At 67.8% G+C, this 17,546-nt stretch carries 12 protein-coding genes; 8 read left to right on the forward strand and 4 right to left on the reverse strand.

Features of this window, described 5'->3' with window-relative positions; genetic code table 11:
* Positions 1-54: 54 nt before the first annotated feature.
* The 3 genes from choV to BUF17_RS06005 form a co-directional block, all read right to left on the reverse strand.
* Positions 55-1,290, reverse strand: a complete 1,236-nt coding sequence (gene choV, locus BUF17_RS05995; RefSeq protein ID WP_073627194.1) for a choline ABC transporter ATP-binding protein — start codon at positions 1,288-1,290, stop codon at positions 55-57.
* A 24-nt stretch (positions 1,291-1,314) separates the two neighbouring features.
* Entirely contained in the window at positions 1,315-2,166 is an 852-nt protein-coding gene (gene choW / locus BUF17_RS06000) for a choline ABC transporter permease subunit (RefSeq protein ID WP_073626574.1), read from the reverse strand.
* 135 nt (positions 2,167-2,301) lie between these two features.
* Positions 2,302-3,282, reverse strand: a complete 981-nt coding sequence (locus BUF17_RS06005; RefSeq protein WP_073626576.1) for a choline ABC transporter substrate-binding protein — start codon at positions 3,280-3,282, stop codon at positions 2,302-2,304.
* A gap of 633 nt (positions 3,283-3,915) precedes the next feature.
* On the opposite strand from BUF17_RS06005, the gene betB reads away from it, so the two are divergent.
* The 8 genes from betB (at position 3,916) to BUF17_RS06045 (ending at position 17,206) form a co-directional block, all read left to right on the forward strand.
* Positions 3,916-6,024 carry a betaine-aldehyde dehydrogenase gene (gene betB / locus BUF17_RS06010; protein WP_073626577.1) on the forward strand — a complete coding sequence of 703 codons (2,109 nt, stop codon included), beginning with the start codon at positions 3,916-3,918 and terminating at the stop codon, positions 6,022-6,024.
* A gap of 33 nt (positions 6,025-6,057) precedes the next feature.
* Positions 6,058-7,737, forward strand: coding sequence for a choline dehydrogenase (gene betA, locus BUF17_RS06015; RefSeq protein WP_073626579.1), 1,680 nt, complete (start codon positions 6,058-6,060; stop codon positions 7,735-7,737).
* 309 nt (positions 7,738-8,046) lie between these two features.
* Positions 8,047-10,965: an isoleucine--tRNA ligase gene (ileS, locus tag BUF17_RS06020; protein WP_073626581.1), complete on the forward strand. Its 2,919-nt coding sequence runs from the start codon at positions 8,047-8,049 to the stop codon at positions 10,963-10,965.
* Positions 10,966-11,151: 186 nt separating this feature from the next.
* On the forward strand, positions 11,152-11,625 hold the full coding sequence (lspA, locus tag BUF17_RS06025; RefSeq protein ID WP_073626583.1) for a signal peptidase II: 474 nt from the start codon (positions 11,152-11,154) through the stop codon (positions 11,623-11,625).
* Positions 11,626-11,878: 253 nt separating this feature from the next.
* Positions 11,879-12,724, forward strand: coding sequence for a hypothetical protein (locus BUF17_RS06030; RefSeq protein ID WP_073626585.1), 846 nt, complete (start codon positions 11,879-11,881; stop codon positions 12,722-12,724).
* Between the two features lie 662 nt (positions 12,725-13,386).
* A complete protein-coding gene (locus tag BUF17_RS06035; RefSeq protein WP_244530780.1) occupies positions 13,387-14,895 on the forward strand; it encodes a M16 family metallopeptidase in 1,509 nt (502 codons plus the stop codon).
* Positions 14,896-14,900: 5 nt separating this feature from the next.
* Positions 14,901-16,286 (forward strand): M16 family metallopeptidase, encoded by a 1,386-nt coding sequence (locus BUF17_RS06040; protein WP_084564131.1) that lies wholly within the window; start codon positions 14,901-14,903, stop codon positions 16,284-16,286.
* Between the two features lie 113 nt (positions 16,287-16,399).
* Positions 16,400-17,206: a DeoR/GlpR family DNA-binding transcription regulator gene (locus BUF17_RS06045; RefSeq protein ID WP_073626589.1), complete on the forward strand. Its 807-nt coding sequence runs from the start codon at positions 16,400-16,402 to the stop codon at positions 17,204-17,206.
* 89 nt (positions 17,207-17,295) lie between these two features.
* Here the strand turns inward: BUF17_RS06045 and BUF17_RS06050 are convergent, their stop codons facing one another.
* Entirely contained in the window at positions 17,296-17,544 is a 249-nt protein-coding gene (locus BUF17_RS06050) for a DUF1272 domain-containing protein (RefSeq protein WP_073626591.1), read from the reverse strand.
* Between the last annotated feature and the right edge of the window lie 2 nt (positions 17,545-17,546).

A 17,546-nucleotide genomic window follows, 5' to 3' on the forward strand; every position in this document is an offset into this window, starting at 1 on the left:
ACGATCGTGGACCTGCGGCCATGCGGCCGCACGGGCAAGGCCGTTGACGTTCGTTCAGGGCTCGCTTCGCCGCAACAGGCAGCGATAGATCTCGTCGTCGTCGCAGAGCCCGGCGAGGCGGCCGAGCTGATCCACCAGAAGAATCGCGTGATCGCTCTGCCGCTTGAGGCCGATGGCGACGTTGAGCTTGAGGTCGACGGGAGCGACGATGATGTCGCAGGGCTCGGCGAGGCGCGCGCCGTCGCCCTCCGCAGTGCCAAGGCGCCCTTCCCGGCCGTCGATCCTGACCGACAGCGGCCGGTTGTCGGGATCGAGTTCGAGGCGGACCCGGCCGTCCCGGTCGAGCAGCACGGCGCCGTCGACGCGCGGCAGGTGCTCCACCGGGCGCATCACCGACGTGCCACGCAGCACGTTCAGGGGATTCATGTGCTTGACGAATTCGGCGACGTATTCGTTGGCGGGGCGGAGCAGGATGTCTTCCGCCGTGCCGGCCTGCACGACGCGACCGCCCTCCATGATGGCGATCTTGTTGCCGAGCTTCAGGGCCTCGTCGAGATCATGGCTGACGAACAGGATGGTCTTGTGGATGGACTTCTGCAGCGACAGGAGTTCGTCCTGCAGCTTGTCGCGGATCAGGGGATCGAGGGCCGAGAACGGCTCGTCCATCAAGAGGATGTCGGCGTCGGTGGCGAAGGCGCGGGCGAGGCCGACGCGCTGCTGCATGCCGCCGGAAAGTTCGTGCGCGTATTTGTCCGCCCAGGCCGTCAGCCCGACCATGGCGAGCTTCTCGTCGACCACGCGGTTGCGCTCCGCCGCCGACATGCCCCGCAGTTCGAGCCCGAAGCCGGCGTTCTCCCGCACGGTGCGCCAGGGCAGCAATCCGAACTGCTGGAACACCATCGAGACCGTGTGCATGCGGATGTCGCGCAGCGTGTTCTGCTCGCAGCGCGATACGTCGACGAGGCCGCCGCGATGCGACACGAACACCTCGCCGCGCGCAACCTCGTTCAGTCGGTTGACGGTGCGCAGAATGGTGGACTTGCCGGAGCCGGAAAGCCCCATCAACACGCAGATCTCGCCGCGATGAACCGTGAGGCTGACCCCGGCGGCGCCGAGCACGGAGCCGGTTTGGGCCAGAATCTGGTCGCGGGTCGCCCCCGCGTCGATCATCGCGAGCGCTTCCTTCCGGCGCGGGCCGAACACGATATCGACGTCGCGGAACTCGACCGCTGTCTCGCGCGTGCCGCCGGCTTCGGCGGGATGGGTCGCGCCGGGCGAGACCGGCTTCATGTCGAAGGTCGGCAGCGTCATCCCTCAGCCCTTCCTCGCCTTGCGCTCGGGGCGCTTGCAGATGCGGTCGAGCACGATGGCGAGCACGACGATCGCGGCGCCGGCCTCGAACCCCATGCTGATGTTGACCGAGTTGAGGGCGCGCACCACCGGCTTGCCGAGGCCATCCGCCCCCACGAGGGCCGAGATCACCACCATCGAGAGGCTGAGCATGATGCACTGGGTGATGCCCGCCATGATGGTGGGCATGGCATGGGGCAGCTCGATCTTGAACAGAAGCTGGCGCGGCGTGGCGCCGAACGCCTGCCCGGCCTCGTAGAGCCCGGACGGGACCGAGGCGATGCCGAGCTGCGTGAGCCGGATCGGCGCCGGGATGGCGAAGATCACCGTTGAGATCAGGCCCGGGACCGTGCCGAGGCCGAACAGGACGAGCGTCGGGATGAGATAGACGAAGGTCGGGATCGTCTGCATCAGGTCGAGCACCGGCCGGATAGCGGTGTAGAGCCAGGGCCGGTGGGCCGCCGCGATTCCGATCGGTACGCCGATCACCACGCACACCACCGTCGCCCAGATGACGAGCGACAGCGTTTCCAGCGTCGCCTGCCAGTAGCCGAGATTGATGACGAACAGGAGCGCGACGACCGTGAACACCACGAGGCCGATGGAGCGGTGCAGCAGGTAGGCCAGCGCGCCGAACGCCGCGACGAGCGCCAGAGGCGGCACGACGAGGAGAAGATCCGTCAGGCCGTCGATCAGCGCGCCGAGCACCAGGGAGACGAAGTCGAAGAAGCCCTGGGCATGGTCGTTGAGCAGGTCGACAAACACCTTGACCCAGGAACCGAGCGGAATCTTGTGCTCCGTCAGCCAGGCATACATAGGCAGGGTCTCCTCACGAGGCGGGCGCCGCGGGCCGCGGGACGACCGAAGCCGCCCGCGGCCAAAGCAGGACCTTTCAGAAAGGCAAGCCCTTTCAGAAAGGCGGGACCTGTCAGAAAGGCGGAACCTGTCAGATCAGAGGCCGAGGCTGGCCTTGACGGCCGGCAGACCCGGCTGGCCGTCCAACGTCGTCACCCCCGCGAGCCACGCATCGAGCTCGCCGGGATTCTTCTTCAGCCACTCGGCCGCCGCCTCCTCGGGCGCCTTGCTGTCGTTGAGGATGAGGCCCATCACCTGATTCTCGACCGGCAGGGTGAACTTCAGGTTCTTGATGAGCGTGCCCACATTGGGGCACTCCTGCAGGTAGCCCTTGCGCACGTTGGTGAAGACCGTCGCGCCGCCGAAGTTGGGCCCAAACACGTCATCGCCGCCGGACAGGTACTGCATGGCGTAGGCTTCGTTCATCGGATGCGGCGCCCAGCCGAGGAACACCACCGGCTCCTTGCGGCGCACGGCGCGGTCGACCTGGGCCAGCATGCCCTGCTCGCTCGACTCGACGAGTTCGAAACCCTTCAGGCCGAACTCATCCTTGTCGATCATTTCCTGCACGAGGCGGTTGCCGTCGTTGCCCGGTTCGATACCGTAGATCTTGCCCTTGAGCTGGTCCTTGAACTTGGCGATGTCCTGGAATGACTTGAGACCGGCTTCATAGGTGTAGTTCGGCACCGCGAGGGTGTATTTCGCCCCTTCGAGGTTGGCCTCGACGACTTCCACCGACCCGTCGTCGACGAACGGCTTGCGGTCGGCATCCTGCGACGGCATCCAGTTGCCGAGGAAGACGTCGACATCCTTGTTCTTCATGGAGGCATAGGTGACCGGCAGCGACAGCACCTGCACCTCCGGCTCGTAGCCGAGGCCCTTCAGGATCGTCGAGGCGAGACCGGTGGTGGCGGCGATGTCCGTCCAGCCCACATCGGCGAAGGTCACCGTCTTGCAGGTGGCCGGATCGGCGGCCATCGCGGAACCGGAAAGGGCCGCTGTGGCGATCGTCGCCGCCGCCAGCACCGATCCGACGGCTCTCGCCAGCCGCGCCTCGAAATGTCCGAACGTCATCATCGCAGACTTCCCCTCCTGAGAGCGGCCTCAGGCGGCCGCTGATCCCGAATCAAGCCAGGCCGAAGCGGCCGGCCCGAGGGCGCGCAAGCACCCGCAGGCACTTGCCGGGAGGGGGCCGGTGCAGTCCGGCGGGACCCTCACGGCACGACGCGGGCCACCTTCGCAGCCCTTCGCTTCAGCACGATTACAACCCGCCCGCGTCCCGGGCTTTCCGGCCCGGCAGCGCCGCCTCAAGAGGCGATTGGCGGAAGACCGCCGCTGTTCCCCGGACGGCTTTGTGCCGTCCTTTTGTTGCGGGGTGGCACATATCGCCCACCCCGTTGAATACTCATTCAAGGCTAAACCGGCGGCGCTGTCACGCACATTGTTTAGTCGTTCAATGTCTAAAAATTGCGATTTCCCTCGGTATTCGATCACGGCACAATGGCGCCAAGCCCGGAACGGCCGCTCTGGCGGTCGCATGCGGCGGCTCGGGCGACTGGACTTTGATTGCCCGTTCAATCAGAGTCGCGGACAGCCCGTCGCCATCGACGAAGACGCAGCGGATCGCCGTGCCGGGCGGCCACGCAATGCGATGATGCAACCGGATCTTGTGCGGCATCTGCAACTGAATTCTGGGGGACGGCGGCGGCGATGCGCGAAACGGCGGCAGGACGCAGCGAAGGACGGAGCGAGAGCGAGGACGGGCGGCGGCGTCAGCTGATCGACGCCACAATCGAATCGCTCGCCGATGTCGGCTTTTCCGCCTGCACCCTCGGCGATATCGCGCGCCGCGCCGGCGTTTCCCCGGGGCTCGTCGCCCATTATTTCGGCGACAAGGACGGCCTTCTGGAAGCGACCCTGCGCCATATGGCGACCCGGCTCGGACGGATCGCGGCCGACCGGCTCGCGACCGCCCGCAACCCTCGCGAACGCATCCAGGCCGTGATCGACGCCACGCTCGCGCCGGAGGAGTTCGAGCGCCGCACCTCCAGCGTCTGGCTCGCGTTCTGGGGCGAGGTGCTGCACTCCACGCGCTTCAAGCGGGTGCAGAACGTCTACCAGAAGCGCATGCTCTCCAACCTGCGCCATGCCCTGAAGCGGCTGGTGCCGGCCCGCGAAGCGGAAGCGATCGCGGTTTCCATCGCGGCCATGATCGACGGTCTTTGGCTGCGACAGACGCTCGTCACGGACATCGACGACCATGGTGCCAGCGCGCGGGCGATCGCCTCGTCGTTCGTCGACATGCGCCTCGCCGCCGTGAGGGCGAGCACACAGACCGCCACGCCGCCCGCTGCCCATCCGAAAGGACCCATCATGAACCATATCGGCGGCCGGCACGTGGCCTCGCAGTCCGGCCGGACCTTCACCACCACCGACCCCGCCACCGGCGAGGTCCTCGCCACGCTGGAGATCGCCGGCGAAGCCGAGATCGAGGCGGCCGTGGCCGCCGCCCGGGCCGGGCAGAAGATCTGGGGTGCGATGACCGGCGCGGAGCGCGGCCGCATCCTGAAGCGCGTCGCCGACATCCTGCGCGCGCGCAACGAGGAACTGGCGCTGCTGGAGACCCGCGACACCGGCAAGCCGATCCAGGAAACTTCGGTGGTCGACGTCATCTCGGGCGCCGACTGCCTCGATTATTTCGCCGGCCTCGCCGCGACGCTGACCGGCGAGCACGTCGATCTCGGCCCGTCCGCCTTCGGCTACACCCGGCGCGAGCCGCTCGGCATCGTCGCCGGCATCGGCGCGTGGAACTATCCGATCCAGATCGCATGCTGGAAATCCGCGCCCGCGCTTGCCTGCGGCAACGCCATGATCTTCAAGCCGGCGGAACTGACCCCGCTGACCGCAATCAAACTCGCCGAGATCATGACGGAAGCCGGCGTTCCGGACGGCGTGTTCAACGTGGTGCAGGGCTTCGCCGATACCGGACGGCTGCTGACGCGCCATCCGGCCATCGCCAAGGTGTCGCTGACCGGCGAGGTCGGCACCGGCCGCAAGGTGATGGCGGACGCCGCCGCCACGCTGAAGCACGTCACGCTGGAACTCGGCGGCAAATCCCCGCTGATCGTGTTCGAGGACGCCAATCTCGACGACGCGGTCTCGGGCGCGCTGCTCGCCAACTTCTATTCGGCCGGCGAGGTCTGCTCCAACGGAACCCGCGTGTTCGTGCACAAGGCAGTGCGCGACGACTTCCTCGCCCGCCTCAAGGTGCGCGTCGAGAAGATGGTGGTCGGCGATCCCCGGGATCCCCGCACCCAGGTCGGCGCACTGATCTCGCAGGACCACATGGAGAAGGTGCTCGGCTATATCGAGCGCGGCAAGGCCGAGGGTGCCACCGTCCTGACGGGCGGCCATCGCGTCACCGCCGGCGGGCTCGACAAGGGCGCGTTCGTCGCGCCGACGGTGTTCACCGCGTGCTCCGATGACATGGCCATCGTGCGCGAGGAGATCTTCGGCCCGGTGATGGCAGTGCTCGAGTTCGAGACCGAGGACGAGGTGATCCGGCGTGCCAACGATACGCCGTTCGGGCTCGCGGCCGGCGTCTTCACCCGCGATCTCGCCCGCGGCCACCGCATGGTGGCGGCGCTGGAGGCCGGCACCTGCTGGATCAACCACTACAACATCACGCCCATCGAGCTGCCGTTCGGTGGCGTGAAGCAATCCGGCCTCGGGCGCGAGAACAGCCGGGCGGCGGTCGAGCACTACACCCAGCTGAAAAGCGTCTACGTCAATCTCGGCCCCGTCGAAGCGCCCTACTGAGGCGTCGGCGAGCGGCAGGAAGTGGGGACAGTCATGGCGGCGGCGACGGCTTCTGGCGGCGAGATGTTCGACTACGTGATCGTCGGGGCGGGCTCGGCCGGCTGCGTGCTGGCGAGCCGGCTGACCGAGGACGGCAAGAACAGCGTGCTGGTGCTGGAATATGGCGGCTCGGACCGCTCGATCTACATCCAGATGCCGGCGGCGCTGTCGATTCCCATGAACATGCCGAAATACAACTGGCACTATGAAAGCGAGCCGGAGCCGGGGCTCGGCGGGCGGCGGATGCACTGCCCGCGCGGCAAGGTGATCGGCGGGTCGTCTTCCATCAACGGCCTCGTCTATGTGCGCGGCAATCCGCTCGACTTCGAGGGCTGGGAGGAAGCGGGCGCGGCCGGCTGGGGCTATCGCCATGTGCTGCCCTATTTCCGCCGGGCCGAGACGCGGGAGGAAGGCGGCGATGCGTGGCGCGGCGATTCCGGCCCGCTCGCGACGAAATACGGTCCGCTCAGAAACCCGCTCTATTCGGTGTTCGTGGAGGCGGCGAAGGAAGCCGGCTACCCGGCGACCGACGACATCAACGGCGCCCGGCAGGAAGGCTTCGGGCGCATGGACATGACCGTGAAGAACGGCGTGCGCTGGTCGGCCGCCAACGCCTACCTGAAGCCGGCCATGTCGCGACCGAACCTGGAGGTGCGCACCCACGCGCTGACGACGCGCATCCTGTTCGAGGGCAAGCGCGCGATCGGCGTCGCCTATCTCAAGGGCGACACGGAGCATGTGGTGAAAGCGCGCCGGGAGGTCATCCTCTCCGGCGGGCCGATCAACTCGCCGCAGCTTCTGAAGCTGTCCGGCGTGGGGCCGGCGGCGGAACTCTCCGCGCTCGGCATTCCCGTGGTCCACGATCTGCCGGGCGTCGGCGAGAACCTGCAGGATCATCTGGAATTCTATTTCCAGGTCGCCTGCACCCAGCCGATCACGCTCTATGGCCAGGCGAACCTTCTCGGCAAGGCCAGGGTCGGCGCCGAATGGCTCTTGACGAAGGGGGGCCTCGGCGCGTCCAACCAGTTCGAAAGCTGCGGCTTCATCCGGTCCCGGCCGGGGGTGCGCTACGCCGACATCCAGTACCATTTCCTGCCGATCGCCGTGACCTATGACGGCCAGGGACTGGCGAGCGAGCACGGTTTCCAGGCCCATGTCGGCCCGATGCGATCGAAGAGCCGCGGCTGGGTGCGGCTGAAATCGCGCGATCCCCGCGAGCATCCGTCGATCCGGTTCAATTATCTGAGCCACGAGGACGACATGGTGGAGATGCGCGCCTGCGTGCGTCTCACCCGCGAGATCTTCGCGCAGAAGGCGTTCGATCCCTATCGCGGCAGGGAGATCCAGCCAGGCGCGGACGTCACCTCCGACGAGGCCATCGACGCCTTCGTCCGCGCCAAGGTGGAAAGCGCCTACCATCCCTCCTGCACCTGCAAGATGGGCTGCCGCTCCGATCCGATGGCGGTGGTCGATCCGGAAACCCGCGTCATCGGCATCGAGGGGCTGCGGGTGGCGGACAGCTCCATCATGCCGCGGGTGACGACGGGCAATCTCAACGCGCCGACCATCATGATCGGCGAGAAGGCCTCGGACCACATCCTCGGGCGGACGATGCTCGCCCCCTCGAACGCGCCGTTCGAGGCGCCGGAGAACTGGGTGACGACGCAGCGCTGAGCGCGCGTCGGAGCGTGCCGAGCCGCGGTCGAGGGCACGGCCCTCGCCGTTCCCGTTTTTCACGCCACTTTATTCCGCGCGGCCGTGCTGCTAGAACGCCGGCCATGTCTGGAAAACGGCGCCTTTCGATCCGGCTGCGAATTACCGGCCCGGCCTCCGCGTGAGGCACGGGGCCATCGTCTCGTGCGCGGGGGTCGGGGTTCCTGGGATGCGGCGGCCATGCCGGACCGCCCCTCCGACAGACGCGCCCTTCCCCGGCCGGCAGCGCTCCAGATGCGGGCGCCCGCGCCGAACCCGAGACGACCGATCATGACCGACACCAAGTCCGAGTCCACCGCCCGCGACTATTCCGACACGCTGTTCCTGCCGGAGACCGATTTTCCGATGCGCGCCGGCCTGCCCCAGCGCGAGCCGGAGTTCATCGCCCGCTGGAAGCGGCTCGACCTCTACCGCCGCCAGCGCGAGGCCTCGTCGGGCAAGCCGAAATTCGTGCTTCACGACGGCCCGCCCTATGCCAACGGCAACCTGCACATCGGCCACGCGCTCAACAAGATCCTCAAGGACGTGATCTCGCGCTCGCGCCAGATGGAGGGCTTCGATTCCAACTACGTTCCGGGTTGGGACTGCCACGGTCTGCCGATCGAGTGGAAGATCGAGGAGAAGTACCGCGCCGCCGGCAAGAACAAGGACGAAGTGCCGGTCGTCGAGTTCCGCAAGGAATGCCGCCAGTTCGCCGAGCATTGGGTCGGCGTGCAGGGCGAGGAGTTCCAGCGCCTCGGCGTTGTCGGCGACTTCACCAACCCCTACACCACCATGGCCTTCAAGGCTGAAGCGGTCATCGCCGGCGAACTGATGAAGTTCGCGGTCTCCGACCAGCTCTATCGCGGCTCGAAGCCCGTGATGTGGTCGGTCGTGGAGAAGACCGCGCTTGCCGAAGCAGAGATCGAATATCACGACCACCAGTCGGACACGATCCACGTCAAGTTCCCGGTGACGGCTGGCCCGGCGGAGCTCGCGGGTGCCGCCGTGGTGATCTGGACCACGACGCCCTGGACCATCCCCGGCAACCGCGCCATCGCGTTCTCGCCGCGCATCTCCTACGGCCTCTACGAGGTGACGGATGCGCCGGAGGACAACTGGGTGAAGGCGGGCGAGAAGCTGGTGCTCGCCGACGCCCTGGCGGAAGCCGTGTTCAAGGCCGCGCGCGTTACCGCGTTCGAGCGCCGCGCCGACGTTTCCGCCGAGGCTCTGGGCGCCGTGACCGCCGCGCATCCGCTTGCCGGCCTCGGCTACGGCTTCGCGGTGCCGCTGCTCGCCGGCGACCACGTGACCGACGACGCCGGCACCGGCTTCGTGCATACCGCACCGGGTCACGGCACCGACGACTTCGAGGTCTGGATGGCGAACAAGGCCGCCATCGAGGCGCGCGGCATCGAAAGCCGCATCCCCTACACCGTCGACGCCGACGGCTTCCTCACCAAGGAGGCGCCCGGCCTCTCAGGCAAGCGGGTGCTCACCGACAAGGGCGAGAAGGGCGACGCCAACGACGCCGTGATCGCCGCGCTCCGCGAGGCCGGCGCGTTGATGGCGCGCGGCCGTATCAAGCATCAATATCCCCATTCGTGGCGCTCGAAGAAGCCGGTTATCTTCCGCAACACGCCGCAGTGGTTCATCGCCATGGACAAGCCGTTGGAAAACGGCCCCACGGACACGCTGCGCGCCCGCGCGCTCGCCGCCATCGCCGCCACGCGCTTCGTGCCGGAAGCCGGCCACAACCGCCTGCGCGGCATGATCGAAGCCCGTCCCGACTGGGTGGTGTCGCGCCAGCGCGCCTGGGGCGTGCCGATCGCGGTGTTCGTGGAGAAGGAAACCGGCACGGTCCTGAAGGATGCCGCCGTCAATGCCCGCATCCTCGCCGCCTTCGAGGCCGAGGGCGCGGACGCCTGGTTCGAGGCCGGCGCCGCGGCGCGCTTCCTAGCGCCCGAGCACGATCCGGCGAAGTTCGAGAAGGTCGACGACATTCTCGACGTCTGGTTCGATTCCGGCTCCACCCACGCCTTCGTGCTGGAAGGCCGCGGCGACCTGAAATGGCCGGCCGACGTCTATCTCGAGGGCTCCGACCAGCATCGCGGCTGGTTCCATTCCTCGCTGCTGGAATCCTGCGGCACCCGTGGCCGCGCGCCCTACGACACCGTCGTCACCCATGGCTTCACCATGGACGAGGACGGCCGCAAGATGTCGAAGTCGCTCGGCAACACCGTCGCGCCTCAGGACGTCATCAAGCAGTACGGCGCCGACATCCTGCGGCTCTGGGTCGTGTCCGCCGACTATTCCGAGGACAGCCGCATCGGGCCGGAAATCCTGAAGACCACGGCCGACACCTACCGCAAGCTGCGCAACACGATGCGCTGGATGCTGGGCACCCTCGCCCATTACGACGGCACCGAGGTGCCCGAGAGCGAGATGCCCGAACTGGAGCGGCTGATCCTGCACCGGCTGCACGAACTCGACGGCATCGTGCGCGAAGGCTACGCGGCGTTCGACTTCAAGCGCATCGTCTCGCAGCTGACGTCGTTCATGATCGTCGACCTGTCGGCGTTCTATTTCGATATCCGCAAGGACGCGCTCTACTGCGATCCGTGGTCGTCGGTGCGCCGGCGCGCCGCGCTTTCGGTGGTGGACAAGGTGTTCTCGTGCCTCACCGCGTGGCTGGCGCCGCTGCTGCCGTTCACCATCGAGGAAAGCTGGCTGTCGCGGCATCCGTCGGAGGACGGCTCGGTTCACCTGCGCCAGTTCCCCGCGGTTCCGGCAAGCTGGCGCGACGACGCGCTGGCCGAGAAGTGGCGCAAGGTGCGTCTCGTGCGCAAGGTCGTGACCGGCGCGCTCGAGATCGAGCGCCGCGAGAAGCGGATCGGCTCCTCGCTGGAGGCGCATCCGGTGGTCCATGTCACCGACCCGGCGCTTGCCGCCGCGTTCGAGGGCGTGGATCTCGCCGAGATCGCCATCACGTCGGGCGCGACGCTCGTCACCTCTGAAGCCCCGGCCGAGGCCTTCCGCCTCGATGACGTGGCGGCCGTTGCGGTGGTGCCCGGCCGTGCCGAGGGAACGAAGTGCGCGCGGTCGTGGAAGATCCTGCCGGAGGTCGGCTCCGACCCCGATTATCCCGACCTGTCGCCGCGCGACGCGGCGGCGATGCGGGAATTCGAGGCACGCCGCAAGGCCGCCTGAACCGACGCTCGTGTGGGCGGCATCGGATGATGTCGCCCACCGCTTCCGACGCTCGCCGGGGCGCATTCCCGCCGATCGGACAGCCCACGGCGTTGCAACCCGGACATTCGGAGACCCCTGGAAGAGATGGCAGCCCCCCGAAGCCGCCCGCACGAAGCCGGAGCGACCCCAGGCGCAAAGCCGTCGATGCGCCTCGGCATCGCTATCGCCGTCATCGTTCTGCTGCTCGACCAGCTTTCCAAGCTGGCGCTGCTCAACATCGCCGACCTCGAATCCGGCGGCTACCGCCTGGCGCCCTTCCTCGACATCGTGCTGGTCTGGAACCGCGGAATCTCCTACGGCCTGTTCCAGCAGGACAGCGCCGTCGGCCGCTGGGGGCTCGCGGCGATCACGGTCGTCGCCGTAATCGCGCTGTCGATCTGGCTCCGCCGTGCGCGCGGGCCGCTGGTCGGCACCGCGCTCGGCCTCGTCATCGGCGGCGCCATCGGCAACGGCATCGACCGCATCGCCTACGGTGCAGTCGTCGATTTCGTTCACTTCCACGTCGGCAGCTTCTCGTGGTACGTCTTTAACGTGGCGGATGTCGCGATCGTCGCCGGAGCGGCCGGGCTGTTGCTCGATGCGCTGATCGGATCGCGTCGGACAGACAAGCCGCACTGAGCCTCTCCGTCCCGACGCGCTTTTCGGTCGAAGCGCAGAACCGACGGGGTTGTGCCGGATGCACGTCCCCCTCGCGGTGTGGCGTCGGATGTCGTATTGATGCCGCAAAGCAACGGTTTGCTTCCCGCGCTTGTCGTGCCTCGATCTGCAGAGGCTGCGATTCGGCATCGCGGAATGCGGAGCCCGTCCCACCAGTCCCTGCTGCCATGGACGGACGAACGAAACGGAGCCTGAAGTCTTGAGCCCTCGTCGAATGTTCGCCAGCCGCGGCGCTCCCGCTTCGTCCACGATGACCAGGCTCGCCAGTCCCGTCGCTTTGGCGTTCGTGGCGGGCGCGGCGCTCGCCTTGGGCGGCTGCACCTCCGTGGTGAACGGCAACTATTATGCCGACGACGTCAAGGCCGAGCCGGTGCAGGGATCGGGCAGCGGCATGCTGGCCAAGCGCATCCTGACCGGTGCCGGCATCATCGATCCGCCGGCGGCTCCGATCGCCTACGTTCCCCGCTCGCCGCTTGCCATTCCGCCGTCGCTGAACAACCTGCCGGCACCGGAAAGCAACGAGCAGCTGGTGGCCTCCGCCCAGTCGTGGCCGAACGATCCCGACAAGCAGAAGGCGGCGGAAGCGGAAGCCGAAGCCACCGCTCCGAAGGCGGCGCTTGCGAGCGCCATGATGGATTCGGAAGCCGCGCGTTCCACGCCGGAGGAAATGCAGGCGGCCCGCATTCCCGGCGGCGGCCTCGTGAAGGGCGGTCCGGTGAGTGCCGCCGGCTCCGAGGCGCGTCAGGCCGGACGCACGCTGACCCCGAACGAGATGGCCTCGCAGAAGCTCAACAAGCCTGAGACTGCTGACGACGGCACGGTCGGGATCGGGGCGAACGCCGAGCGCAAATATCTGGTGCAGCCGCCGACGGCCTATCTGCAGCCGGCACCGAACGCGCCTGTGCCGGCCTACAAGAAGAACGTTTTCCAGCAATACAAGTCCTCGACGCCCGAGGTGAACCCGACTGCAAAGCCGAAGGGCGGCCAGTCCGATCAGCCGGAGTGGGTTGAGGACAGCTCGCAGTCGACGTCCGGCACCTCGGCCACGGCGACCCAGTAACCGGCGGGATCCTCACAGGCGGCGGCGCACCACGCGCCGGTCCGCCCCTGGGGCGGCCGGTCGCCGGGGGCCAGTGTTGTGCGGCACGGCCGCAGGGCAGGCGCAGCGTTGTCGGCCCGCGGCGGATCGAAGGGGCACGAACTAGCTGCCGCTCATTCGCCGCAAAGCCCCGCGTTTCACCACGGCCCCGGAAACACCGCGGCGAGGCCCGACGAAGGTCAGAAGGGCCCGGCCCGCTTCGCGCTCGCCGATCGCACGGCATCATCCGTCTGCCGGGAAATCGCTGCGGATTCAAAAGCTTGTGCACATCCTTCTCGTTCCGATCGGCTTGAGCCGTACGGAATGTTCTCTGGCGCTCGCCGCCCGCCGCCGGCTTGAGATCACGGCCACCCGGCATCCCCAACATTACGAAGAATTCAGCTTGCGGGCGCATCGGCGCCACAAAGCTTGTCGAAGCTGCGTCGGCGCCGCCATCCGCTTCGGGATCCCGCCCTCTCATCGGGAGAGTTCGTCTTCCGGTGGCATGGAGAATGATCTCACGTCCGGACGATGAGCCCGGACTTACGCGCGCATGAGCGGCCCTGCCGTCCAGCGGTCCGAGCCGGACGGCTCGCCGAAAATCGTCGTCCGGGCATCCGCCCACGAACCTTCAGAGGTCCACAGTGCCACGTTCCGGCTTCCTTCGCTCGATGTCCGCCACGGCCGAGACCGACCCGCACCGGGTTCGGCGCCAGCGCAGCGTCGGGTTCAGCGCCGTCGCCGCCCTCGTCGTCGCCACGGGCCTCTCCGTTGCGCCCGCCGAAGTTCGCGCCGAACAGCAGGCCGCGCCGCCGATCGAAGCGCCGCAGATCGCGCCGCAACTCTCGACCTTCACCCTCGACAACGGCTTGCAGGTGGTGGTGATCCCGGATCATCGCGCACCCGTCGTCACCCACATGATCTGGTACAAGGCCGGTGCCGCGGACGAGCCACCCGGCAAGTCGGGCATCGCCCACTTTCTCGAACACCTGATGTTCAAGGGCACGAAGGCCCATCCGACCGGCGAGTTCAGCAAGGTCGTGTCGGACATCGGCGGAGAAGAGAACGCGTTCACCTCCAACGACTACACCGCCTTCTATCAGCAGGTCTCCAAAGAGAACCTGAAGCAGATGATGGAGTTCGAGGCGGATCGCATGGAGAACCTGGTGCTGACCGATGCCATCCTGGCGCCGGAAAAGCAGGTCGTGCTGCAGGAACGCGCCCAACGGATCGAAAACGACCCTTCCGCGGAACTCGCCGTGGCGATGTCGGCGGCGCTCTATGTTACCCATCCCTACGCCATTCCCGTGATCGGCTGGCGGCCCGAGATCGAGGCGCTGACGGCGAAGGACGCCCTTGCCTTCTATGACAAGTACTACACGCCCAACAACGCGGTGCTGATCGTCGCCGGCGACGTGACGCCCGACGAGGTGAAGCGCCTCGCCGAGGAGACTTACGGCAAGGTTCCGCGCCGCTCCGAGCCGGGCGAGCGGGTGCGTCCGCCCGTGCCGGAACTCCAGGCGGAGCGGCGTGTGACGCTCAGCGACGAGCGTGTGTCGCAGCCGGTGGTGCAGCAGGCCTGGCTGGTGCCGACCTCGACCGCCCACGATCCGAAGGAAACCGCCGCGCTCGCCGTGCTGGCGGAGGTGCTCGGCGGCGGCTCCACCAGCCGGATGTACGACGCGCTGGTTCGCAACGGCGGGCCCGCCACCGATGCCGGTGCCGGCTACCAGTCGGGCAGCCTCGACGAGGGCCGGTTCACGATCTACGTCATGCCGCGCGACGGCGTGAAGCCGGAGGACGCCGAGAAGGCGATGGACGGCGTTCTCGCCGATCTCATCGCCAAGGGCGCGACCGCAGAGGAAGTCGACCGCGCCAAGCGCTCGATCATCGCCGACACCATCTACGCCCAGGACAGCCAGTCCTCGCTCGCCCGGGCCTTCGGCACCGGCCTGACGACCGGCGAGACCATCGATTCCATCCGCAACTGGCCCAAAGGCATCGCGGCGGTCACCCCGGCGGAGGTGCAGGCCGTGGCGCAGCGCTATCTCGGCAAGGAGCCGGCCGCAACGGGCGTGCTGTTGCCCAAGCCCGGCGGCAAGGGCGGCGGCGCCCCGGTCTCCCCGCTCACCTCCATCAACCAGCAGGGCTGATTCCGATGTCGCGCTTCGTCAATCCCCTTCGTCTCGCGTCCGGCGCCGTGCAGGTTCTGGAAACGCAATTCGGCAAGTTCACCCGCACCGCCCTCGTCGTCGCCGGCTTCGCCGCCGCCTCGCTCTATGCGGTGCCCGCCGACGCAATGAAGATCGAGCCGGTGACGAGCCCGGGCGGCATCAAGGCATGGCTCGTCCAGAACGATTCCGTGCCGCTGGTGACGATGAACTTCGCCTTCCGTGGAGCCGGCTCGGCTCAGGACCCGGCCGGCAAGGAGGGCCTGGCCAACCTGATGTCGACGATGCTCGACGAAGGCGCCGGACCGCTGGATTCGACGCTCTACCAGAACGAGCTGACGACCCTCGGCGTCCGCCTCGGCTTCTCCGCCACCCGGGACAACTTCGTCGGCCGCCTGACGACGCTCGCGTCCGAGCGGGACCAGGCCTTCGACCTCCTGCGTCTCGCGCTCACCGAGCCGCGTTTCGACCAGGAGCCGATCGAGCGCATGCGCGCTCAGATCGTCGCCGGCATCCGTGCCTCCGACGAGGACCCGAATGACGTCGCAGGCCGGCTGTGGAGCGCGGCGGCGTTCCCGGATCATCCCTATGGCCGCTCGGCCGACGGCACGGTGGAGACGGTGTCCGGGCTCACGGCTGCCGATCTGAAGGCGTTCCGCGGGCGCACCTTCGCCCGCGACAATCTCGTGGTCGCGGTGGTCGGCGCCATCGACGCCGAGACGCTTGGAAAGCTGCTCGACAAGACCTTCGGTGCCCTGCCTGAGAAGGCCGACCTGACGCCCGTGCCGAACGTGGTGCCGAAGACCGACCTCGAGCGCGAACGCGCCATGCCGGCCGCGCAGACGATCATCCAGTTCGGCGGACCGGGCGTGCTGCGCAGTGATCCGGATTTCATTCCAGCCTACGTGATGAACCATATCCTGGGCGGCGGCACCTTCACCTCGTGGCTGTTCGAGGAGGTCCGCGAGAAGCGCGGTCTGACCTACGGCATCGAGACCTATCTCGCGGCCTACGATCACGCCGGCATGTTCCTCGGCGGCACCGCGACCAAGCCGGAGAATGCCGCCGAAGCGCTGAAGCTGATCCGCGAGCAAATCCGCCGGATGGCGGAGACGGGACCGACCGAGAAGGAGCTGGCGGACGCCAAGCGCTTCATCACCGGTTCCTATCCGTTGCGCTTCGACACCTCCGGCGGCATCGCCGGCCAGTTGCTCGGCATCCAGCTCGACAATCTCGGCATTGACTATATCGACAAGCGCAACAGCCTCGTCGAGGCGGTGACGCTCGAGGATGTGCGGCGCGCCGCCAAGCGCATCCTCGATGCCGGCGCGCCGACCGTCGTGCTGACCGGCGACGTGCGCAAGCCGACCTGACGCCGTCCACAAGCGGCTGGCGGCGGCGGCCCGAGTCCGGGTCGCCGCCATTCCTCCGAGGGGCGATCCGGTCTAAACTCGGCCGAAGGCGGAGCACGACAGGAGGCCGGACCGTGCACGATCTGCCGCCACGCCGGCGCGAAATTCTGAGCCTCGCCCGCTCACGGGGGCGCGTGGGCGTCGATGAGCTCGCAACCCGCTTCGGCGTCACACCCCAGACCATCCGCAAGGATCTGAACGATCTGTGCGAGCGGCGCGTGCTGTCGCGCATCCACGGCGGCGCGGTGATCGCTTCGGGGGTGGAGAATGTGGGCTACGAGGCGCGGCGCTTCATCGCCGCCGAGGAGAAGCGCGCCATCGGCGAGGCCGCCGCCCGGCTCATTCCCGACAACTCGTCGCTGTTCCTCAATATCGGCACGACGACCGAGGAAGTCGCCCGCGCGCTGGTCGACCACGACGGGCTCCTGGTCATCACCAACAATCTCAACGTCGCCAACCTGCTCTATCGCCACCCGCGCATCGAGGTGATCGTCGCCGGCGGACCGGTGCGCCGGTCGGATGGCGGGGTCGTCGGTTCGACGACCGCGGACTTCGTCCGCCAGTTCAAGGTCGATACCGCCGTGATCGGCGCCTCGGCCATCGATGACGACGGCGGGCTGCTCGACTACGATTATCGCGAGGTGCCGGTCTCCCAGGCGATCATCGGCAATGCGCGCCGGACGATCCTCGTCGCCGACCGCATGAAGTTCGAGCGGACCGCGCCGATCCGCATCGGCCACATCGCGGCGATATCCTGCTTCGTCACCGACCGCCTCGCCTCGCCTGCCTTCGGCGAACTCTGCCGGCGTCACGAGGTCGAGGTGGTGGAGGCCCTGGCGCCGCTCGACGAAAGCACGATCGTCGCCGACGACGCGGCCTGAAGGCCGAAAGCGGCCACGCGCTGCGGCCCGGGGGCCCTCCATGCCCTCTTCTACGATCCGTGTCCGCCCCGCGCCCGAACATCGCCCCCTCAGGCGACGGCGGTACAGCCCCGTTCTTTCACGACACGGACGGTGGAGGCCGGATGACGCGCGAGCGCGGCCGGCGGGCGGATCGGCCGCGCCACGAGATTGCCGCCACAGTTCGGGCAGCGACCGGCCAACACGCCCTCCGCACAGCCGGCGCAAAACGTGCATTCGAAGCTGCAGATGCGGGCAAGCCCGCTTTCGGGCGGCAAGTCACGGTCGCAGCATTCGCAACTGGGCCTGAGTTCCAGCATTC

Origin of the sequence: Pseudoxanthobacter soli DSM 19599, from assembly GCF_900148505.1 — a bacterium.
Lineage (GTDB): Bacteria > Pseudomonadota > Alphaproteobacteria > Rhizobiales > Segnochrobactraceae > Pseudoxanthobacter > Pseudoxanthobacter soli.